Raw genomic sequence first — 23,192 nt, 5'->3', positions numbered from 1 at the left:
AAGGAGGATCTATGAATTTTATAGAATTTTGTGATGCGGTTCGTGTTATAAAAGGTTATGTACTCTACGATCCACTTCAAAATTTACGCGAACAAGCCTATAATCCCGATTCGGTTGTAACGCTTATTCGGGAAGGGGAACGTATTTTCGTTGCGGATTTAAATGTAACCGAACGCTATACCTTAAACTCTAACCTATCATACCTTTACCGCCTTAATCATCAGTATAAAGATGCGCTTTACTATACGGAAAAGTGTATTGATTATGCTTATGGGACGCCCCATAATGAAATTCAGCTCATGAATCTCATTGATAAGGCAATAATTTTAAAATGTTTGAAATATTATGAAATTGCGATTGAACTCTTTGATTCACTTGAAACCCATGAACATTTGGATGAAATTCCACATGTTTTAGATCGAATCTATCATGAACGGGGTAAGTGTTTGCTTGAAATGAATGAATTTACGCTCGCAGAGTCTTATTTTAAGAAAGCACTCGAGCTGCGTCTTTTATCTGAAAATGAAGACTTAATCAATGAGACTGAAGAGGCTTTAGAGTACACACAATCAATCGAATTCAAATTAATTAATGGTCATGAGTATCCCATTTATATGGATGATTTGGTCCTTGTGGATGCATACTATGTACCTAGGGATACTGTACAATCGTATATCAAAGACCGTGAATTTTTTGCGATGAAGGCTCAAGATGTTTTCGCTACATTTTGTGCACGCGTCGAACGGAAATGGGAGAATACCGAGGAGGGCGAAGCGATTGTTGGTTATGATGAGCATAACACGATTGTTGCTTTGGTCCATCTAAATCCAAAGGGGATTGAACAGATGCTTCATGCTTATCAAAATCATGATTTAGAGTCCTATTTATTGAAACTGAATCAACTCAGCAGACAAATACAATAACAAGATATCATAATCTTGTTTTTTTTATTTTTCAAAATTCACTTGATTAAATAAAGTGACATGCTATAATATCCATGTTTTTACGAATCGTATATCATCACTAATATGGAGTGATAGTTTCTAGCCGATACCAATGAAAAGATCGGACTACGATAGGAAAAGTTCTTTTTCCTATTGGTAAAAACTTTTTTTATATTAAAATAGAATCTTTTTTATCATATATGTGTCTAATAAGGGGACACGTTTCTACCTGATACCGTAAATATCAGACTATGATAGAAAGTGTTTTTTAGCTTTCTATCATTATGTTGATAGAAAGCTTTTATTTTGTTAGGAGGCGTTCATGAAACGTTTTAAAAATTCGGTGTATCTTTTTCCGGGATTATTACTCGTCGTTGTTTTTATGATAATTCCACTTGTGATTACCATTATGCCCACATTCATCAATAATGGTATTACATTTACAAACTATACATCTGTCCTTACGGATCCGTTTTATCAAAGTATTTTGATACGAACCATCCGTATTGGTCTGGTTACGACATTGATATGCCTTGTATTGGGATTTCCAACAGCCTATTTTATCGTAACTGGATCTGAATTGCGTCGGAAATTAACCATGGCACTCGTGTTATTTCCCTTATTTACAAACGCAGTAATTCGTGGGTTTGCCTGGATTACGATTCTCGGTAAGAACGGTTTTTTGAATCAAACACTCTTAAATTTTAATTTGATCCAAGAACCGATAGGATTTATGTATACAGAGTTTTCAATTATCATTGGATCTGTTTATTTATTTCTTCCCGTTATGGTTAATACGTTGGTCTCAGTTTTATCGAAGGTTGATGGGAAATTAGTCGAAGCCGCACAGACTTTAGGTGCGAAAAGTGGTGCAATATTTAAAGAAATTGTATTGCCACTCACATTCCCAGGAATTGTCTTGGGTTCGGTACTTGTTTTCACCGGAACAATAAGTGCCTATGTTACACCATCATTACTTGGTGGAAACAAGAATATGATGCTTTCTACGCTTTTGTATCAGCAGTCCAATGAGCTCATGAATTGGCAATCGGCAAGTGTCTTCGCATTTATCATGATTCTTCTTTCTGCAGGCATTATGAAATTAATGACCTACTTAAGTCATAAAGTTGATCAAAGGGGGATGTCTCATGAATAAAAGTCGTTTTCTCGATTGCATTGCTTATCTTGCGATAAGTTTTATTGGAATTCCTTTGATAATCATCACGGTGACAGCTTTTGGAGAAGCTCCGATTATTCAATTTCCAATTCAAGGATTTACGTTAACTTGGTTCTCTAAAGTGTTTCAATCTCAAGTATTTATGGATAGTTTTGTATTAAGTTTGAAAATATCTGTATTGGCTACAATTTTATGTATGGTGATTGCAATTCCAGCATCGTATGCACTCGTAGTGAATAAAGGGAAGTGGAGTGAGCGAATTAACTCAATTTTTCTCGCACCATCATTAATACCTTCAATTGTACTCGCTTATGCACTTTTTCAATACTTAGTGATTCAGCTTCATTTGAGTTTGAATATCGCTTTAATTATTGGTCATATGTTGATTGTATTTCCTTATACGATTCGAATAATTTGTGCCTCACTTCATGAATTTGACTTAAGCATTCATGAGGCAGCTGTTGTATTGGGCTGTGGTCAATTGGAAGGCTTTGTGAAAGTTGTACTTCCAAATATCAAAGATGCATTAGTATCGGCAAGCATCATGGGATTTATTAATTCGTTTAATAATTTACCCGTTTCGATGTTTCTAAAAGGTCCGGGAATGAATACATTACCTGGGGCGCTCATGAATCATATTGAGTATAATTTTGATCCAGTAGTGAGTGCATTATCTGTTATTCTTATGGCATTTACAATGGTACTGATGTTTGTCATGGACAAAGGATTGAGTAAAAAAGGAGCGAATGTTTAATGAATTTTGCGGTATTAGATCAAATTAGTGTTTCTTATGATGGCAAACACAATGTGCTTCAAGATTTAGATTTAAAGATAAGAGAAGGGGAACTTTTATCTCTACTTGGACCATCAGGGTGCGGTAAATCTACAACGTTACGTACCATTGCAGGATTTAATGCAATTCGGACGGGAACATTTTATGTAGAAGATAAAAGAATGAATGAGGTTAAAACAAATGAACGAGATTTTGGAATGGTGTTTCAAAGTTATGCGTTATTTCCTCATTTAAGCATTCGTGAAAATATTGCCTTTGGGTTAAAACAACGAAAGGTAAATCGTGGCATGATTGCAAGTGAGGTTGAAGGAATGGCCCGTATTTGCGGTTTAACAGAACTGCTCGATCGTTATCCAGGTCAATTATCCGGAGGCCAGCAACAGCGTGTTGCACTCGCCCGAGCCCTTGTTATTAAGCCGAAGTTATTACTGCTTGATGAGCCCTTGAGTAATCTTGATGCTCAACTTAGGATTCAAATGCGGGAGGAAATACGACGAATACAACAAGAACTGAAGATTACTACTGTATTTGTGACCCATGATCAAGATGAGTGTTTTGCGATAAGTGATCGTGTTGCAATTATGAATAACGGTAAAATTGAACAACTGGACACACCTGAAGTGATTTATTCAAGTCCTCAAACACATTATGTGGCGGAATTTGTTGGATTTGAAAACATAAAACCAATCGAAGATTTCAAGTTTTTAAATAATGGACAAGGTCTCATTGCTTCAAAAGATTATGCGTCGTCAAAATCGTTTGGTATTAGACCTTCAGACCTCATGCTCGGTTCGGGAATTAATGAAATGTCAGGACTCATTAGTTCTGTTGCATACCTAGGGAGTTGTTATCAATATCAATTAGAGACTGAATGTGGTGCATTTAAATTATGCACACAAGAAAAACTTCAGATTCATTCAGTCGTATCGTTTAGAATAGATCCAGAATCAATTGTCTTTATTTAGGAGGAAAATATGAAAAAGAAAATTGCATTAGCGCTTGTATTATTAATGGTAAGTGGATGTTCTCAAAAAAAAGAGACTCAAGAATTAGTTGTATCCTCATGGGGACTCAGTGAAGAAGTCTTAAGAAATGAGGTTTTTAAACCGTTTGAAGAAATGCATAATGTAAAGATTGTTTTAGACAGCGGTAGTACTTCAGAACGTTTTGCGAAATTCAGTAGTGGGGACAACAGTAACATTGATGTTATTGAGTTATCACAAAAAGCAGCAGATGATGGTTATCAAGCGGATTTATTTGAGAAAATAGACCTTAATAAATTGGAAAATGGATCAGCCCTCATTGATGCAGCTCAAGAAGTAACACGACGTGGTTATGGTGTACCTTATACAATAAATAGTATTGGTATCGTTTATAATACTGAAACTGTTAAGGAGCCAATCGCATCATGGAAAGACTTATGGCGTGAAGATCTTGTTGGAAAAGTAGCAATCCCTGAAATTGCTTCTACATTTGGTCCTGCAATGATTCAAATGGCAAATGATTACAGTGGAGGCGATTTAAGCAGTGATAACGGTGAGAGAGCATTTGAAGGGCTAGAAGCGTTGAAACCAAATATTAAAAAGACTTATAAAAAATCCTCAGATCTCTCTGTCATGATGAGTACTGGAGAAATCGATGTTGCTGTTGTGGGTGATTTTGGTTTTGATGTCATAAAGAAATCTGTACCAACGGCTGAACTTGTATTCCCAGAATCTGGTACCTATGCAAACTTTAATACCATTGAAATTAATAAGAACTCAAAAAATAAAGAGCTTGCCTACAAATTTGTTGATTGGCGTTTAAGTCAAGTGCTACAAGAGAAAACTGCTGCAACACTGAATGAGGCGCCTGTTAATAAAAATGTTGTGCTTAATGACGAGGTTGCATTAAACAAAACCTATGGACCTATCGCTGAAAAGGCAAAAACACTAAATTACGAAGTAATGAATCCTCTAATGCCTGAGTGGATTGACCGTTACAATCGTTTGATGAACCAATAATGATTACAAAATTTACAGGTGCTTTCCTTTACAACACGGCACAACGACAATTTGAAAAAGGAGACTTCTACATTCAAGATTCAATGATTTACCATATTGGGGAGGCAAAAATCAATCCGGATCATGAAATTAATGTAGAAGGCAAATGGATTATTCCTGGTCTTATCGATATTCACATGCATATTGAAAGTTCCATGACAAATCCAAATGAGTTCTCAAACACCGTGCTTCCAATGGGTACAACGACTCTTGTAGCGGATGCACATGAAATTGGTAATGTGTTTGGAACCGAAGGGTTGATTGATTTTATGGACATCGATACGAACCTTGATATCTTTTATGCAATTCCTTCTTCCGTTCCATCCACAAACCCATTTCTAGAGACTACAGGTGGAATTATTGATGAATCAGCGATTAGAACGCTCTGTAAACACCCTAAAGTGATTGCATTGGGTGAGATTATGAATTTCAAAGATGTCATTTCTGATGAAGATACCATGACTCGTAGAATTATTGAAACGTTTAAAAAATGCAAACCTGGATCACCAATTGAAGGCCATATTCCAAGAATAACAGGGCTTGAATTATCACGTTTTATTCAGCGAGGGATTGGTTCAGATCATACATTGCAAACTCCAGAATCAATCCTTGAACGTACACGTATGGGCGTTTTAGTTCAAATGCAGGAAAAATCACTCAGTAGGGAAACAATCGCGACGCTTTGTGAGTATAAGCTCCACGGAAGCTTCTGTTTAGTAACCGATGATGTTATGCCCGATGACTTAATTCACAAAGGACATATGAACCATCTTATTCAATTGTGCATCAAATATGGGATGCGTGCAGAAGATGCAATTTATGCAGCAACGCTAGTCCCATCACAGCGGATGCAACTGAATGATCGAGGTGTTTTATCTCCTGGAAAACTGGCAGACTTTATAATCCTTGATGATTTAGATGCTTTTGCGATCCAATCCGTATATAAAAAAGGGATTAACGTCCAAAATCTTGAGCATGAACACTTTCTTTTCGATGATGACTCAATATTTAATACTATCAAGCGAAATCCGATTACTGAAGCAGATATTGTATCTTCAATTTCAAAAATTAAAGGTGACGAAGCAACAATAAGAATTATGCACCGTGAAGTTACCAATACATTTACCGAAGAACAAATTCAATCCATTCCTGTGAGGGAAGGGGTCTTACAGTGGCAGGATGCAGGACTCACAATGATTGCGGTAATTGAACGCTATGGACATCAAACTCCAATTGCAATTGGTTTTACCGATAATGGTTTTACAGAGAAGGGGGCAGTTGCTACTTCTTGGACCCATGATCATCACAACATACTCGTTATGGGAACGGATGTACAAGATATGGTCAATGCCGTAAATCACTTAATTGATAAGCAAGGTGGTATTGTTTCCATCATCAACAAGAACATTCATTTCGTTCCTTTATCGTATGGTGGCATTGTCTCTACACAATCAATGGAATCTCTCGCACTTGATGTATCACAGATAAGACATGACTTAAGAACATTGGGTTATGAGGCTCAAAATGAATTAATGAGCTTTTCGGTTTTAGGCTTAATCGTATCACCAAGCTTAAAAATATCCGATAAAGGTTATGTCGATGTGAGAACTCAAGAAATCAAGCCATTATTTATAAATCCAAATATTACATAATATACATTATACGAAGTTGTATATAAATAATAAAAAAAGACCGATATTAGTGTATTTGGTCTTTTTTTATGAAATTAAGGTTTAATATAGGCATAACCTTCGTGTTGTTTTTCAATGAGTTCATAAACACCAGTAGAAACGATGCGTATGTCGTCCAGTAACTGATCAGAATCAATCTGATGTGCATTTAATGAATTTTGACATGCAACAACATCAATCTGCTGGTCTAATAACTGTTTAATTAAACTTTGATCGTCTGCTATTAAAATCTTAATGGCATCGCCATTGATTAACAGTTCTATTGTTTCAACGGGTTTTACGTTTAAATTTCGAATATTTGCGACACAGTGATTTAATCGATCAATTTGATTTAAATGAAAAATAACCTTCATAGGATACTCCTTAGTTTATATGGTACATCGTAAACGTACCGGTATCACACAATTCATCACTATCGTTATATATTTTGATATCAACAACACAGGTTTTACGGGTTCGACTTAATACCGTACCAATACATGTAATGGTTCCAGATTGAATTCCAGACATATAATTGATATTAGCATTCAATGTCACATAATTTTCACCACGACTGCTCGCGGTATAACCTGCTGTTGAATCTGCCAGACCAAAATAAAGACCACCATGAACATAACCATAATAATTCATAGAAGCTTCGGTGACATGAACGATGCACTTCGCATAATCTTCCTTAACTTCAACACATTCTATCTGATTCACAGACATAAAATCTAATTTTTGATTCATTATAAACTCCTACTAATTTTTAAAACTATGAATGGGTGCCGGAATACGTCCGCCTCGATTAATAAAGGATTCACAGCTAAAAGGATTTACCTTCATGATAGGAGCATAACCCAATAATCCACCAAATTCAACCGTTTCGCCTACCCCTTTTCCATAAGCAGGAATAATACGTACAGCGGTCGTTTTATTATTTATCATACCAATGGCTGCCTCATCACCAATAATACCTGAGATTGTCGTTGCAGGTGTATCTCCTGGGATCGCGACCATATCCAAACCAACAGAACAAACACAAGTCATTGCTTCAAGTTTTTCAAGTGTGAGTGCCCCCTTTTCAACGGCTGATATCATTACATGATCTTCACTAACGGGAATAAACGCTCCACTAAGTCCGCCGACGTACGAGGAAGCCATAACGCCACCCTTCTTCACATTATCATTGAGTAATGCTAATGCAAGCGTGGTTCCGGGCGCACCAGGCTCTTCAAGACCCATCTCTTGGAAAATTTCGCCAATACTGTCACCAATAGCTGGTGTAGGGGCTAACGAAAGATCGATAATACCAAAAGGATAACCGAGTCGTCTTGATGCCTCTTGAGCAATTAATTGGCCTACTCGTGTTATTTTAAAGGCGGTCTTTTTAATGGTCTCACAGAGTGTCTCAAAGTCTTGTCCATGTGCAGACTCAAGTGCACATTTTACGACTCCAGGACCGCTTACGCCCACATTAATAACTGTATCAGCTTCACCGACTCCGTGATATGCTCCTGCCATAAAAGGATTGTCCTCGACTGAATTACAGAATACAACAAGTTTCGCACATCCGATCGACTCACGCTCACCGGTAAGCTTCGCACAATCAAGAATTGTCTGACCAAGTTGTTTAACCACGTCCATATTGATACCACTTCTGCTTGTACCAACATTGACACTCGCACAGACGCGATCTGTTACCGCCAAGGCCTCTGGAATGCTTTGAATTAACACTTCATCCGCGGGCGTACACCCTTTTTGAACAAGTGCACTAAAACCACCAATAAAATCAACACCGACTTCTTTTGCCGCTTTATCAAGGATTTTCGCTGTTGATACAAAAGATGTCGCATTACATCCTGAAGCCGCAATCGCTATGGGTGTTATGGAAATCCGTTTATTAACAACTGGAATTCCGTATTCATGAGCAATCTCATCACCAATACGAACTAAGTCTTTAGCGCGTGATGTAATTTTATTATAAATTTTTTCATTGAAACGATCCAAATCAGAATCAGCGCAATCCAAAAGACTGATGCCCATGGTGATGGTACGAACATCTAAATTTTGATTGGCAATCATTGCTTGTGTTTCTTGAATTTCAAATTGATTAAGCATGGAACCTCCTAAATTCGATGCATCGAGGAAAAAATATCCTCGCGTTGCATTGTAATAACAACACCAAGTGTGTTTGCGACTGTTTGAAGTTGAAGCGAGACTTCATCAAAAGGGTTTAAACATTGTGATAAATCCACAATCATAAGCATATTAAAATATGCATCCACAATGGTTTGATTAATATCCAAAACATTAATATTTTCTTGTGCTAAATAATTGCATACACCTGAGATAATCCCAACGTTATCTTTACCTACTACTGTAATAATTGCTTTCATAATTCACCTCTCGGAATAATAATATCACATCCAAAATGTATTGTGGACGTCCAAACGGCTAATTCGTGTATAAAGCGTATTATTTAAGTAAAAAAAAGCTTTCTCGTAGAAGAAAGCTTAATTGAAAGGTTTAAAGTGCGTTATTTATTGAGGTTTTAGATGTTACTTTGAGTGCAATCCAAACTGCAAGAAGTCCTGCAGTAAGTTTTCCAATCATTAACGGAAGGATTAACTGTGGTTGGAAATTAGCGGTGAATGCGAGATGGTCACCAATAACAAATGCACCACAAACTGAAAATGCTGTAATGGCAATCATTTCACGATCACTCATAGTATCATCAATCATTGCAAATGCTGCGATGACATTTGCAGAACTCGCAAGGATACCGGTCGCAATTTTTCGAGAGATACCTAATTTGTCAGAAAGATTTTCAATGGGTTTTTTAAGTTTCGTTTCAATTAAATAGACCATTGGTAATGCTCCACTTAACATTAAACCAATATACCCTGCAACTTCGAGGGCACGCTCAATATCGATACTGTCCGCAATAATGGGATCAAGAATATAACCACCCAATAAATTGGTAAAGATATGTGTGAAATGTTCGAGAATACTGATTGTAAGAATGACTTTTGTAAAAATCTCAATAAATTTTGAAAAATACTGAAATCCTTTAATCATAAGTTCTGATTTTTTCCAAAGACCTATTGCCATCAAGAGGCAAATGATGATCAGTGGAAGCAAATTTTTAACCAGAATCATCAGTGTCATGTTTAAAAGGATTTGGGGTGCATTGGGATCTGATGATACGATAGTGCGAACCATTGGATTAAATATCATGATAAGAACATTGGTGATGAATACACCTATTGGTATGGTAATAAACCCAATCATTGTACCAATTGAGAGTTGACGGTGGTATTTAACATCAATGATTTTTGTGGCAATGGGAATACTAAATACAATGGTTGCACCTGCCATATAACCAACGGTCATTGAAATAATCCAGGCTTCGTGGGTTTGTGCTAAAGCCGCTGCAAGTTGATACCCACCCATATCGACAGCGAGTAAAGATGTTGCTGCCATTGCAGCATCAGCACCAAAAACGGTAAACAGTGGTGCAATAAATTTAGAAATAAAGATATTGAGGATGGGCAATGCTGCCATAATTCCAGCAATTGGTATAAAAAGACCTCCAATTGCTTCAATTCCTGCAGTAAATTGTTGACCCAATTCGGATTCACTATCTTTAATTGAATAGAAACATCCAATGACAGCACAGGCCATGATGATGTAGATTACAATATCACTAATGATTTTCATAGGTTCCCTCATAGAGCGCTAAGGCTTTGTTTCCATAAGATTTTGAGTTATTATACCAGATTGTAAGATATTCACCTACCGCTGCGCCATTCGATTCTTGGAAAATGGCCCAAACAAACCAATAGTATGATGCAATCGCAATATATGCGATAAAATGACGTTGCATTAAAGGATCCATCGGTGCTTTGTTATAAAGATTGAGGACTTTCATTGCTTCCTCATAAGTGTAGTCGGAGCATGCAATAAAGGTACCAATATCAACCCCTGGATCATCAACGCCTGCATATTCCCAATCAATTAGGTATAATGAATTACCTGAAAATAGGATATTAGGGTCGTAGAAATCACAATGACATAGACGCAATGGAACCTTATCGTTATCAGCATATGCTTTAACGGATTCAACCATCTCGAATAATGCATCAAAATCATCGAAGGCGTTGCGATCTTCGATTGAGAGTTTTTCAATAAAGTCACATGATTTTTTCCATATATTAAATTCGAATTCACCTTCAAGTTGTTGGTCATGCATGTCTTTAATCATTTCGAGTGCTTGTTTTACTTCATCCCATTGATGATAATCAAGTTTTCGTGCTTGTTCAATAAAAAATGAGAGTTTCCAGCCCTTTTCGGGATCCATATAAATATATGAATCATCAAATCCTAATTCTTTTGCTTTATGCTGTGCAAAAAACTCTGATTTACGATTGATGTATTCATCGGTTCCAACACCTGGATGACGGTAGATATAGGATTTTCCATCATATTCAAATTTGAGCGATAGATTGGTGAGACCATCTTTAATCGGTACAATCCCGGTAATATCTGAAACGTTACAGTGAAGGACAGATATAATATTATTGAAAATTTCACTATCTTTTATATCTAAATAGGAAGCATCAAAAGTTTGCAGTTCTTCCAGTGAATCAAACTCTTTTATAATATCTGGGGAGTATACTTCCGCATACATTTCGAATTGATTCATATGTTCAACATATACTTTTTCCCAAAGTTTTGCTTTTGTTTCTTCTTTTGGATACTCTTGTTTAAGAAGTTCACTAAAATCGTGTGAGAACGTTCGATCAAAGAAAACGTGACCGACCATACAGTAATAAGAACCGGATCCGATTCCAATTTTAGTAATGAGCCCTTCATCGGTAAAATCCGCATAATATTCCCCCGTTTCATGGGATGCATGCACTTGAACGGGATATGTTGTTTTATATTCATATTGATTGAATACATTTTCTACGAAGTAGTTATCGGATGAACAAATGTATGTATTTTTCAATTGATCCAATACGAGCATTAATGTGGATGTGTTATTGTAACGATAATAATCATCATTCACTACAAATTTAACTTGATACTTATCCTCTAAGTAATAAAATTGTTCTTTCATATAACCCAGTACAATTGTAATATCAGTAATTCCTCGTTCATGTAATTGACGAATTTGTCTTTCAATCAGGACTTCACCGTGAACTTTTAAAAGTCCTTTAGGACGCTCATATGAGAGTGGTGCAAAGCGTGATGACATACCCGCAGCCATAATGATGGCATTGTCAACACGGTAAGATTCCATTGCTTGGGATCCCTTTGCCGTCACCTTTCCATCTTGGTCAAGGTAGTTCATCGTTTCAAGGGATTCCTGTGTCATTTTCATTGCTTCATTGAACATTTCTGGTGAGTGTTCAATGCCTGATAAACACTCACGTAATAATTTAAATTGATAGATATTCATGAAATTCTCCTTTTAGTAATTTTATCATCTATGTTCAATAAAGACAATATTATAAAGAAAATGAACATAATAAAAAACAGCATGATTCGATGCTGTTTTGGTTATTTTTATACTATTTTTTGCGCTTAAAAAGTTCTACCAATTCACCCGGATTTTCGGAGGAAAGAATCGAACCCATCATGATAAAAATTACAAGTACGAATTGCTTAAAATGAAAGGTCTGATCAACCATAAACTGAAAGAAAAATGCCCATGCTGGATAACTGATATTTAAACCCATTGCTTTACTTGGACCGATTAATGAAATGGATTTATAGTAGAACGAATAGGAAATTGAACCAATAATACCACTGATTACAACCATCAAAAATATTGGGTTCATTACGCTGATGTTTTGAAGCTGATGATATCCGATTATCGGCATAATAACTAGTCCATAAGTTATAAAAGATACAAACTGACGAATTGTTAGCGCAATATGTGATGGGACGTCTTGTTTGAGTGCTGTACTAATTATTACAGCTTCACTCCCCCATCCAATAACACAAATACTGATGAAGACAAGACCGAGTTTTAAGTTTGAAATTCCCATGCTCCCTGTAAAACCCATCAGGATAATAGCGGTGATTGCGATAAATAAACCCAAAATGGTTCGCTTGTTCGGTTTCTCTTTTAGGATAATAAAACTCAAGAGTGCTCCAAAGAGCGGATAGATTGCTGAAATACTTGCTGAGATTGCGGGTCCAAGATGGTTAATGGATAAAATATATGCACCCATTCCTAGAGGTCCACCTAGAAGGGCCGCGATTGCAATCACCAGCCCTGATTTTGAGCATAAAACCTTAATGAAATCTTTCAATTGATTTTGAAAAATCAGCAGCATCAGTAAAAAGATAAATGACGCTCCATCATGGATAAAGGTCGATATAAGGGGTGCGTTAGACCCAAATGCGATAAACATTGCCGAAGCGAGAACAACACCAATCATTACAGTATCAAGTCCCCAGAATAGTCCTGAGAATAGACCTGTAACTGTTCCTTTATGATGCATTTCGATGATCCTTTAATACTACCTCATGATTTGAAACACGTTCTGACTCTGGCGGTAACTGCATATAGTCTCCGTAGTTTAATGTAAGAATTTCATCATATTCCGTTGGAATTAAAAATTGATGATTTTCAAAGACACCTGCAGTCACGGAGTCTAAGATCGCATTACGAATGAAAGTTGCCTGATAGATTGCGTCATTAAAATTGAATACCAACATATTTGCATACTCCGTTTTATCATTATTGTATTTTTCAATCCAAACCTGACGTTTTTTATAGAGCGTTGGGAGTAAGAAATTAACACGATAAAAGATTCGATTTAAGTGATAGAATGTGCTTTTAATTAAACGTTTTTTCCCTAAATCTTCATCAGTTACAAATGTATATACAAATAGTGAGATCAATTTATTGTAGAAACTAACTTTTTTCTTTTGCTCGTTACGAAGTTCTAAATCATCTGGAATATTATCATAAGGAAAGATATCAATCCAGACACCATGATTAATATTGAGATAGTCTGTAGATTTCTCTACAAGTTCGACTTTGTTACTTCGAATTTTGCTAAAAGCATGATAGTGATCTTTTTCAGTTTTAAATGATTGGTAAAAAAAATCTTGATTCAATTCTTCAGCTACAACCTGTTCAAATCGGTTGAATTCACTGCGGGACATATTTACATCGATATCATCATCCCATGGAATAAAGCCTTGGTGACGAATCGCCCCCAGTAATGTTCCAGATGACAACGAATAGATTATGTTATGTTTTTTACAGATCCGATCAAATTCAATGAGAATATTCAACTCTTCTTGCTGTAGTTTGTTCATTTAGTCCTCCATAGCTAACGCTAAGCGTGCATATTTATGTGCGTAATGGTATTGATCTAATGCATAACTTCCAAACGATTCACCCCTTGCTTGTTTAAATTGAGCCCAAAGTGCCCATAAGTATCCTGACAAACTCACATACATATATAAGATTTTCGTTTCTTGTTTTGTAGGTTTTCGTTCAAGATAGATTTCTATTAATTCTAAAATTCGTGTTTCTTGATGACCAGAGTAGATTGCATGCATGGCAATATCTAAAATAGGATCACTCATACCGGCATATTCCCAGTCTAAAAGCCTTAAGGAACCATCATACAGTTTCACGAAATTTGACTCAACAGGATCAATATGACATAAAACTTTCGGACGATCAAGTTGTTTCAAATACTCAATTTCTTCTTCAATCAGTTTTGAAACTTCATTGATATCATCAAATAAAATTGCGTTTGAATCTTTACATAACATCATATAATAAGCAATGCGTTCTTCAAGATCGAACGTATGATCCACGGATATACCACTTGTATGTAACGTTCGCAATATTTTAAATGCTTGGGGAATATCGTCGTGATTGATTGATTCACAATGCTCATAGTAACGTGAAATTTTATACCCATTATGTGGGTTTATATAATAAAGTTTATCTGATATTTTTAAAGGATTTATCGTCTGATATACTTCTGCTTCTTGGCGACGGTTAATGAGTTGCTCAGTTCCTTTTCCAGGGGCCCTAAACACGTATGACTTATTGTTGACTCTAAATATAAATGAATCATTGGTCATCCCCTTTTTCATGGATTCAATACCACTGATGTCTTGGGAAGAAACACCAAAAACATCACAAATAATTGTAATCATTTCATTTTTAGTTTCAGTTAAGTACGATGTATCATAAACACGCAATTCCTCGATGCTTTCAAATTCAAAGATGGAATCCCTTTTGACCTCATTTGAAAAGATTTGAATCTTGTTAATTCGATCAAGCCAACAGTTCTCCCAGTAATATTGTTCTTTTCCTGCAATTTTAATATCATGATTCACAGCCTCGATGATTTCTTTTGACGTCTTGGCATCAAAGAACGTTGGTCCATAGAGGCCTACAACATCCTTACCGCCAATTTCCATATCTGTAATGAGACCGTTAGGAGCTGTGTGTACCGTCCATTCATCCGTTTCCCCTTCGAAATACGTCGTAGCGTACCATGACTTATATTCATACTTATGAAACATATTCTCTGTAATATAAATGTCTGAGGGCATGATTAAGGTGTTTTTCATAACATCTTGTGCATGATATAGGGTTGAAATATTATTGAATCGATGATAATCGGGATTATGAATCAGTTCAACACCATACTTTAAAACAAGATATTCAAATTTTTCTTTGAGATAGCCAACGGCGACATATATTTTTTTTATTCCAACTTCTTGAAGTTGCTTGATTAAGCGTTCAACCATACGCTCACCGTGAACTTCCATGAGACCTTTGGGAGTATCATAGGTATAAGGTACAAACCGTGAACCAAATCCTGCTGCCATGATAATGGCATTATCGACTTCATATTCTTCAAGGAATCGAAGTCCCTCTTGAGTAATCTTGAAATTATTTACATATCCTCGATTGATGCAATCATTTAAGAGTGAATTAACCTTCCCTAAGGAAAAATTTGTGTGTTTACTTAATTCACGCTGTGATGAAATTTCTTGCTCAAGTAACGTTCTGAGTATATAAAATTTCGAAAACATTAAAAACCTCCGTTCAAATTTGCTACCACATTGTAACATTTGAACAGAGGTTTATCAATTACCTTTGGTATAACTTAAGAGTGTTTGCGACAAAAGTATGTGAATCATGTATCAAGTCGTCAAACGCATCAAAAGATACGGTTTGATTTGATTCCAGCGTCTCCACAATCGCATCCAAATCACCTTGTTTGACAATAGTCATAAAAGGATGATCAGCAACCTCTTTATTCCCACCCGTATCGTAAGCGATAACCGGTGTTTGGCAACATAAGGCTTCAATATTTGTAGTTGGATAATTATCCTCGTAAGTTGGGTTTATAAAACGATAAGAGAGCGTGTAATATGCGGCCAGTTGCTTAGCACTATCGGTTCTTAAAACACCATCAATTGAAGCGGGTAATGCCTTCTTTTGCTCCTCTGTTAAACCAATCAGGACAATTTTGTAATCCTCAGAAATCATCGTACTCAATTTAATGAAATCATTTAAACCTTTCCGTTGTTCCCAAATGCTTGCTACACCCAGTAATACGCGTTTTCCTTCGTATTTTTGGCTTAATTCTTGATCATAAGTCGGTTTGAATAGGTCTGTATTAATACCGTTATGAATCACTTCACATGGATATTGCGAAAGAAAACTTTTTGAGAGTAAGTTCTTAAGCCAATATGAAGGCGTAATTAACGTTAAATTATCAAGTCCGCTAAATGCATTCTTTTTCCATAAGAAATTCTTTTTTTGACGTTTGAAAAGCAATGCCTCTGGATAATCGCGTGTTGAATTGCATTCGACACATCCCTCATCCCACATTTTACATCCATGAAAGTCAAAATATGCACTACTACCACTTATTGGCCAACAATCATGGAATGTCCAATAAATCTTCCCTTTATAGGATTTAAGCGCTTCAAATAACATTTCAACATTTAAGTAATAGCCGTGAAGGTTATGCAAGTGAATTACATCGGGTTGGTAGGATTCAATTTTTTGAATCAGTTTTTGAGTCGCACGGTTTGAATGAAGACCGTGACGGTTAAAGAGTCGAGTCATAAGAACATGGTTATATGTAGAGCGTTTATCGCCAATATAAAAAGTGTCTGTTTTGTCCTTGGCATCATGACGTCCAAAACTGATTAAAACCTCATGACCTTCTTTTTTTAATCCATTTGCGAGATCGCGTACAATTTTACCAGTACTGCCATAATCACATACCGAATTAATAAATAGAACCTTCATTATTTGCTCCAAACAGTACGATTGATGTAGTCAACATATGAAATGATTATGCGTAATACCTTTTCGGATACATTTGGCATACTGTAATCCGCAACATGGCGCAACGTATTGGGTTCTTGCGTTTCTAATACCGCTAACCCTTGTAGAATACGTTCTTTTTCAAGACCTACCATCATGACCGATGCTTCTTCCATTGCTTCTGGACGTTCGTGTGCTTCACGTAGATTAAGCGCTTTAAATCTCAGAATTGAAGACTCTTCACTAATTGTACCACTATCACTGAGTGTCGCTTTCGATTCCATTTGAAGTTTAACATAATCGTTAAATCCCATTGGTTTCATGATTTTTACAAGCGGATGGAAGGATACACCCTTCGCATCAATCATATTTTTTGTTCGAGGATGTGTGCTCACAATGATTGGCATCTGATATTTTTCAGCAATCGCATTGAGACTATCAACAAGATTTAAGAAATTCTTCTCTGAGTTAATATTCTCATCACGATGAGCGGAAACGACAAAATATTCACCTTTCGTGAGATTAAGTGTTTCTAGAATGTTACTTGCAGCAATATCATCATGACGCGATTGGATTACCTCAAACATTGGGCTTCCAGTTTTAATGACGCGATCTGCGGATAAACCTTCACGCAATAAATACTCACGTGCAATATCGCTGTATGTAAGGTTGATATCAGAAATATGATCAACAATTTTACGGTTTGTTTCTTCAGGAACGCGTTGATCAAAACAACGATTTCCAGCTTCCATGTGAAATATTGGAATCTGTTTTCGCTTTGCAGCAATTGCGCAAAGACAACTGTTTGTATCGCCAAGCACTAAAAATGCATCGGGATTCACTTCTTCTAAAACAGGTTCAATATTGATAAGAATATTACCAATGGTCCCCACTGGTTTTCCCGTTGCGGTTTCTAAAAAATAATCTGGTTTTCGAAGCTTAAAATCGTTAAAAAAGACTTCATTTAATTCATAATCGTAGTTTTGACCTGTATGAACCAGCACGTGGTCAATTGCATCACTTGATTCTAAACGATTTATCACAGCGGATAATCGAATTATTTCGGGGCGTGTTCCCACGACAGTCATAACTTTTAGTTTTTTCATCTAAACCTCCAAATAGTGTGTATCGGGTGTTTCGGGATTGAACGGTTCATTCACCCACATCACCGTAATTAAATCCGTAGTACCCGTGTTAATGATATTGTGCGTATATCCAGTAGGTATATCGATAACTTCGAGTTTATCCCCAGATACATGATATTCTATAATTTCTGTTTCAAAGATATCTCTAAATTGGATACACCCTTGACCCGAAACAACAAGAAATTTTTCGTTTTTACTGTGATGCCAATGATTCCCCTTTGTAATTCCGGGTTTCGATATATTAATACTTACCTGACCACGATCAGGAGATTTTAAAAATTCTGTGAAGGATCCACGATCATCACATTTCATATCGAGGAAATAATTAAATTTATCCTTGGGTAGAAAGGCTAAATAAGTACTGTATAGTTTTTTCTCGAATCCATCCTTAAGATTCGGTACAAAAAGGGAATCACGTGACGCTTTAAAAGCATATAATAAGTCAGCAATTTCACCTAAAGTCACATCATAAGATGTTGGAACAGTACAATAGATTTCCTCCACAATGGTAGGCGTTCCATTTATTGCACGTATAAGCTCTAAGACAACATCATCAATATACATAAGATTTAATGAAACATTGGGATCATTAATCTGTATGGGTTCATTTCGTGATATCGCATGACACCATGTTGCAATGACCGTATTGTAATGTGGTCGCGACCATTTTCCAAATAAATTTGAAAAACGATAGATCCAAACAGGTGCTCCGGTTTGTTCCATATGGTTTATCAAAACGGACTCCCCTTCACGTTTGCTTCGCCCATATTCATTATCCAATACTGCTTGAATGCTTGAAGAAACAAGAATGGGCGCTTTATTTTTATTTTTTTCAAGAGCATTACAAAGGTGTTCTGTAAAACCTACATTTCCCTTCTGAAATTCTTCGGGGTCTGTCGGACGATTAATGCCTGCAAGGTGAACGACAACATCTGCTTGAGCACAGTAATCGTCAAGTTCAGAAAGGGTATTATTGCGATCATAAGCAAGGACTTTGTGTCCAAGATGATCTAATGTCGCAATCAGATTTTTTCCAACAAAACCTGATGCACCGGTAACCAGAATTTTCATCTACATCATACCCTTTAGCTCATCTTTAATTTCATAAAGATCGACTAACTTAGCCTTAATTTCTTCTACATTTAGGCGATATGTATTATGAGAGTTATATTCTTGTTCTTCATGAATTTCCTCGCCTTCCATGAAATATTTATCGTAGTTGAGATCGCGTTGATCCATCGGTACACGATAATAATCTGTAAGGTCTTCAGCTTTTTCAAATTCTTCTTTTGTTAGAAGGGTTTCATAGAGTTTTTCTCCATGACGTGTACCAATGATACGTGTTCCTTTTTGATATCCTGTGAGTTCGACAATCGCTTGGGTTAAATCTTCGATTGTACTTGCAGGTGATTTTTGTACAAAGAGATCGCCCGGTTCGCCATGTTCAAAGGCAAATAATACCAATTCGACTGCTTCGTCAAGACTCATCAAGAAACGGGTCATGTGGGGATTTGTGATGGTTAATTCTTTACCCATACGAATTTGTTCTAAGAATAATGGAATTACAGATCCGCGTGAAGCCATGACATTTCCATATCGCGTTCCACAGATAACGGTATTGGTTTCTTTCGCAATCCGAGCCTTCGCAACAAATGTTTTTTCCATCATCGCTTTTGAAATTCCCATAGCATTAATTGGATATGCTGCTTTATCTGTTGAAAGACATACAACACGTTCTACGCCACAGTCAATAGCAGTTTCTAATACATTATCGGTTCCAATAACGTTTGTTTTAACGGCTTCAATTGGGAAAAACTCGCATGAAGGAACTTGCTTAAGCGCAGCTGCATGGAAGATGTAGTCAACACCACGAACTGCATGAATCAAGGATTCTTTCTGACGAACATCTCCAATATAGAACTTTAAGCGATCATCATTGAAAAACTTACGCATATCATCTTGTTTTTTCTCATCGCGCGATAAAATGCGGATTTCCTTAATTTCTTCTTTTAAGAGTCGACGTACTACGGCATTTCCAAATGAACCGGTACCGCCTGTAATGAGTAATACTTTATTTTCAAACATAATTTTTACGCTCCCATGTGTTTTATAATTATTTCGTATGCATGTGCAACAGTATAATGATTCATTAAATAATCATGTCCGTTTGCACCCATTTTTTTTCTTAAATCTTGATTTGATACAAGCGTGTCAATTGCTTGATACCATGCATCAACATCAGTACTTTCAATTCCGAATCCATACTCATTTGACATTGCAATGGTTCCAATATCTGTAGCAGTGTCTGTTGCACAAACAACGGGCTTTGAAGCCTCAAGATAGGTTAAAAGGCGTTGTGGGTAATTAGGAATTGTAAAACGATGATCTAAGAAAATTAAACCAACATCACATTGACTTACAAGACTATTATATACCCTACTTTCAAGTTGCCCTAGGAAAAGTGTATTGGATATATTTTTTTCTTTAATAAATGAGGTAATAAGATCTTCTTTAGCACCCGATCCTGCAATTAAGAAAACAATACGTTCATCATTTTTAATACGATCAATACACTCAATGACAAATGGGATTGCTTGCGGAGCTCCTAAATTACCTCCGTACAAAAGAATTGTTTGATCATCTCGAATCGCATAGGCTTCACGGATAGAAATGCTGTCATGTGCCGTATTGTTTTCATTAATATCCAAAGCATTTGGTAAAATTTCAAGCCGCCCAATTGTAGAAGGATGGTGAATTTCCATGTATTTTAGGTTTGCGGGTGACATGGTACCAATTACATCAAACATTCTATAGAGCGCCTTTTCTTTATGAGCGAAGAAACGATGAATAAGTCCGTTCGCTTTCATAAAACCAAGGTCAACTGCATTTTGTGGAAATATATCCTTAAGCATGAGATAGCATAATGCATTGGGATTTTTTGATTTAAGATAGTTAACTGTTTTGAGTAACGTAATAGGTGGCGTCGAATAGAGAATTAAGTCAAACGATTCATGACCTAAATGCTTCTTAAGTGCGCTTCTAAATTGTGAATCAATTCTAAGCGTTGCGATACCTTTATCGATTAGGTTACTATTTTTCGTTAAATTTCCTGTTTTAATACCAAGATAGTGCATGCCAAATTGTTCATAATACTCGGTTTCTTGGTCTAAACGTTTTTCACGGGCATAAGCAATGGTAACATCATGACCTTTTTTTTGGAACTCAGAAAGCAAATCAAAGTAAATACTGTGACGATGCATCCCTGAATTGGTAGAACTCAAATAAAGTACTTTCATAGGACCTCCTTAATATTGCCACAATAAAGAACCATCTTTATTGTAAAGGCGTTGACGACAATACGTATCTACAGTGATCACACCATCGGGTGCAATTCGATAAAAATCGTTACTTAAAACGGGGACAATCGGCTCAAACGACTCATTAACATAAAGAAAGAAATGATAATCGATGTACTCCAAATCAAGAATTTTATAGGCATAAGGTTTATCAAATTCCACATATTTTACGCTGATAATTTCATCTCTATAAGGGAACATATTAAGAATGCTTTCCGGTAAATTCTCAACATCATAAGATTTTACTTCAAGTGGTTGTGTAGTAATTTCTTGACGTTCGGAAGCGTCATTTGTTAATGCTGACTGAATCCGTTCTTCAGTCACCTCAGCGCCGGTTAAATCGAGATATTCAGTCGATTTAAAAGCTTGTTTTAAGTCATCATTAGGTGTATATGCAACAAGTGATCCATAGACTGTGGGTTTTCGTTTAAAGCTTGGTTCAACAATCCATGTGCGATCAGTCCCTAAGATTCCATAAAGCTCTGACTCATGATCCCACATTGCATAATAAGATAAATCCTCACGATAATTCGATGAAATCGGTAATGAAACCTGTGCATCTAAAAGTTCATCACGTTCGTCATTACAATCACGTCGAATAGTGAGATAAGCAAAGCGATTATCATAATCATCATAATTTGGACGATTGAAAATGGTATTAAAACGTAAGAGTTTGTTTGTTCCTCGATAATTAGATTGATGCATATAAGCATTGATATCTTTGTAAAGAAATAACCCCGTGAAGCATGCAAGTCCTGTATAAATGAAGCCATTCAAAATCCGGGAGTCTTTCAAGAAATAGTAATCGAGAATGTATTTAAACACAACAATGCAGAGGATAAAGGTATAAATCGTCGTACGACCAGCAATTAATTCGGAAAATTTGAGGCAGAAATAGACACCGAAGCCCAGCAATGTCGCATCCACAAGATATTTTTTAAATACGGTATCTGTGATTTTATCGTAGTGATAAAGAATTATTGCGGAAAAACCAATGCGGACGATCCCAGCGAAATTTAATACCTGTGTTTTCGCATCAATGTATCCCATTATTTTCTTCGAACCGGGAATAAATGGAAGATGCGCTAAAACACGTTGCCATGGAATAAATGCAAAGAGGAACGAGATACCTAAAAGAATAAGAAGATTTTTCTTATTCCATTGAACATTACGTGCTAAATAAATTACTGGAATATAGAACAATACGGATATATGGAATAATGCAAGCACAGCGATTAATAACAGCGATTGCTTCTTCGACAAATGCTTCTGTGGATTAAAAAAGTAATACGATGCGACGGCCATAACAAGTCCTTGTCGTATTGCACTCAAATTCCAAACAAAGAAAAACATCCCAATAAAGAGTATTAAGGACACAAGTGACGCATCTGTTGTATCATCGATCCATTTTACAAAAAAAACAAGTGTAACTGCACCAAAGAATCCAATAAAAAATTGGAATGGAAGTCCGATAGATTTAAAGATAAAAATAAAAATTCGGAACCCGAGTTCAATGTTGCTTTGGTGGTCTAACATTTTTCCAAATGTTGAAACATTTTGAAGATTATAGAGATATTCATAGGAAAAATAATCCGTTCCTACCCCTACTCTAAAAATAACAATAATGAAAAGCGGAACTGTTGCCAAATAAAATTTTTGCTTGTTTGTCAATCTAGGTAAAAAACTGACAATAAAAGGAAAAATCAGTGCGAAATAGTACATAATT

General features: G+C 36.2%; 21 protein-coding genes and 2 riboswitches. Of the genes, 6 read left to right on the top strand and 15 right to left on the bottom strand.

Annotated features, from left to right (window positions below):
• Window positions 1-11 precede the first annotated feature (11 nt).
• The 6 genes from EPJ90_RS00735 to EPJ90_RS00710 all read left to right on the top strand — a co-directional run bounded on the left by EPJ90_RS00735 (window position 12) and on the right by EPJ90_RS00710 (window position 6,608).
• Entirely contained in the window at window positions 12-923 is a 912-nt protein-coding gene (locus EPJ90_RS00735) for a tetratricopeptide repeat protein (protein WP_161636439.1), read from the top strand.
• A gap of 67 nt (window positions 924-990) precedes the next feature.
• Window positions 991-1,093, top strand: a riboswitch (purine riboswitch).
• Window positions 1,094-1,118: 25 nt separating this feature from the next.
• Window positions 1,119-1,216: riboswitch (purine riboswitch) on the top strand.
• Window positions 1,217-1,266: 50 nt separating this feature from the next.
• Window positions 1,267-2,100, top strand: coding sequence for an ABC transporter permease (locus EPJ90_RS00730; RefSeq protein WP_161636440.1), 834 nt, complete (start codon window positions 1,267-1,269; stop codon window positions 2,098-2,100).
• Window positions 2,093-2,875 carry an ABC transporter permease gene (locus EPJ90_RS00725; RefSeq protein ID WP_200542424.1) on the top strand — a complete coding sequence of 261 codons (783 nt, stop codon included), beginning with the start codon at window positions 2,093-2,095 and terminating at the stop codon, window positions 2,873-2,875. The genes EPJ90_RS00730 and EPJ90_RS00725 overlap by 8 nt, the downstream gene beginning before the upstream one ends.
• Window positions 2,875-3,879, top strand: coding sequence for an ABC transporter ATP-binding protein (locus tag EPJ90_RS00720; RefSeq protein ID WP_200542423.1), 1,005 nt, complete (start codon window positions 2,875-2,877; stop codon window positions 3,877-3,879). The genes EPJ90_RS00725 and EPJ90_RS00720 overlap by 1 nt, the downstream gene beginning before the upstream one ends.
• 9 nt (window positions 3,880-3,888) lie before the next feature.
• Window positions 3,889-4,917: an ABC transporter substrate-binding protein gene (locus tag EPJ90_RS00715; protein ID WP_200542422.1), complete on the top strand. Its 1,029-nt coding sequence runs from the start codon at window positions 3,889-3,891 to the stop codon at window positions 4,915-4,917.
• Window positions 4,917-6,608, top strand: a complete 1,692-nt coding sequence (locus EPJ90_RS00710; RefSeq protein WP_200542421.1) for an adenine deaminase C-terminal domain-containing protein — start codon at window positions 4,917-4,919, stop codon at window positions 6,606-6,608. The genes EPJ90_RS00715 and EPJ90_RS00710 overlap by 1 nt, the downstream gene beginning before the upstream one ends.
• A gap of 74 nt (window positions 6,609-6,682) precedes the next feature.
• On the opposite strand, the gene EPJ90_RS00705 is transcribed toward EPJ90_RS00710, so the two are convergent.
• From EPJ90_RS00705 to EPJ90_RS00635, 15 genes are all read right to left on the bottom strand, one after another.
• Window positions 6,683-7,000, bottom strand: a complete 318-nt coding sequence (locus EPJ90_RS00705) for a DsrE family protein (RefSeq protein ID WP_161636445.1) — start codon at window positions 6,998-7,000, stop codon at window positions 6,683-6,685.
• A gap of 10 nt (window positions 7,001-7,010) precedes the next feature.
• Window positions 7,011-7,376, bottom strand: a complete 366-nt coding sequence (locus EPJ90_RS00700) for a PaaI family thioesterase (protein ID WP_200542420.1) — start codon at window positions 7,374-7,376, stop codon at window positions 7,011-7,013.
• Between the two features lie 12 nt (window positions 7,377-7,388).
• Window positions 7,389-8,747, bottom strand: coding sequence for a PFL family protein (locus EPJ90_RS00695; RefSeq protein WP_161636447.1), 1,359 nt, complete (start codon window positions 8,745-8,747; stop codon window positions 7,389-7,391).
• Between the two features lie 8 nt (window positions 8,748-8,755).
• The gene (locus EPJ90_RS00690; RefSeq protein WP_161636448.1) at window positions 8,756-9,025 is read right to left on the bottom strand and encodes an ACT domain-containing protein; all 270 of its coding nucleotides are present in this window, start codon (window positions 9,023-9,025) and stop codon (window positions 8,756-8,758) included.
• A gap of 130 nt (window positions 9,026-9,155) precedes the next feature.
• The gene (locus EPJ90_RS00685; protein ID WP_200542419.1) at window positions 9,156-10,349 is read right to left on the bottom strand and encodes an ethanolamine utilization protein EutH; all 1,194 of its coding nucleotides are present in this window, start codon (window positions 10,347-10,349) and stop codon (window positions 9,156-9,158) included.
• A complete protein-coding gene (locus EPJ90_RS00680; protein ID WP_200542418.1) occupies window positions 10,336-12,093 on the bottom strand; it encodes a phosphotransferase in 1,758 nt (585 codons plus the stop codon). The genes EPJ90_RS00685 and EPJ90_RS00680 overlap by 14 nt, the downstream gene beginning before the upstream one ends.
• A gap of 112 nt (window positions 12,094-12,205) precedes the next feature.
• The gene (locus EPJ90_RS00675) at window positions 12,206-13,144 is read right to left on the bottom strand and encodes a DMT family transporter (RefSeq protein WP_200542417.1); all 939 of its coding nucleotides are present in this window, start codon (window positions 13,142-13,144) and stop codon (window positions 12,206-12,208) included.
• Window positions 13,134-13,970 carry a LicD family protein gene (locus tag EPJ90_RS00670; RefSeq protein WP_161636452.1) on the bottom strand — a complete coding sequence of 279 codons (837 nt, stop codon included), beginning with the start codon at window positions 13,968-13,970 and terminating at the stop codon, window positions 13,134-13,136. The genes EPJ90_RS00675 and EPJ90_RS00670 overlap by 11 nt, the downstream gene beginning before the upstream one ends.
• A complete protein-coding gene (locus EPJ90_RS00665; protein WP_200542416.1) occupies window positions 13,971-15,716 on the bottom strand; it encodes an NTP transferase domain-containing protein in 1,746 nt (581 codons plus the stop codon).
• A gap of 58 nt (window positions 15,717-15,774) precedes the next feature.
• Window positions 15,775-16,947, bottom strand: coding sequence for a glycosyltransferase (locus EPJ90_RS00660; protein ID WP_200542415.1), 1,173 nt, complete (start codon window positions 16,945-16,947; stop codon window positions 15,775-15,777).
• On the bottom strand, window positions 16,947-18,071 hold the full coding sequence (gene wecB, locus EPJ90_RS00655; protein ID WP_200542414.1) for a non-hydrolyzing UDP-N-acetylglucosamine 2-epimerase: 1,125 nt from the start codon (window positions 18,069-18,071) through the stop codon (window positions 16,947-16,949). The genes EPJ90_RS00660 and wecB overlap by 1 nt, the downstream gene beginning before the upstream one ends.
• Entirely contained in the window at window positions 18,072-19,181 is a 1,110-nt protein-coding gene (locus EPJ90_RS00650; RefSeq protein WP_161636456.1) for a capsular polysaccharide biosynthesis protein CapF, read from the bottom strand.
• Entirely contained in the window at window positions 19,182-20,195 is a 1,014-nt protein-coding gene (locus EPJ90_RS00645; RefSeq protein ID WP_161636457.1) for a polysaccharide biosynthesis protein, read from the bottom strand.
• A gap of 5 nt (window positions 20,196-20,200) precedes the next feature.
• The gene (locus tag EPJ90_RS00640) at window positions 20,201-21,406 is read right to left on the bottom strand and encodes a glycosyltransferase family 4 protein (protein ID WP_125164504.1); all 1,206 of its coding nucleotides are present in this window, start codon (window positions 21,404-21,406) and stop codon (window positions 20,201-20,203) included.
• Window positions 21,407-21,415: 9 nt separating this feature from the next.
• Window positions 21,416-23,188 (bottom strand): EpsG family protein, encoded by a 1,773-nt coding sequence (locus tag EPJ90_RS00635; protein ID WP_200542413.1) that lies wholly within the window; start codon window positions 23,186-23,188, stop codon window positions 21,416-21,418.
• Between the last annotated feature and the right edge of the window lie 4 nt (window positions 23,189-23,192).

This window comes from Erysipelothrix sp. strain 2 (EsS2-7-Brazil) (genome assembly GCF_016617655.1).
GTDB classification, from domain to species: Bacteria; Bacillota_I; Bacilli_A; order Erysipelotrichales; family Erysipelotrichaceae; genus Erysipelothrix; species Erysipelothrix piscisicarius.
This window is presented reverse-complemented; position numbering and strand designations above follow the sequence as displayed.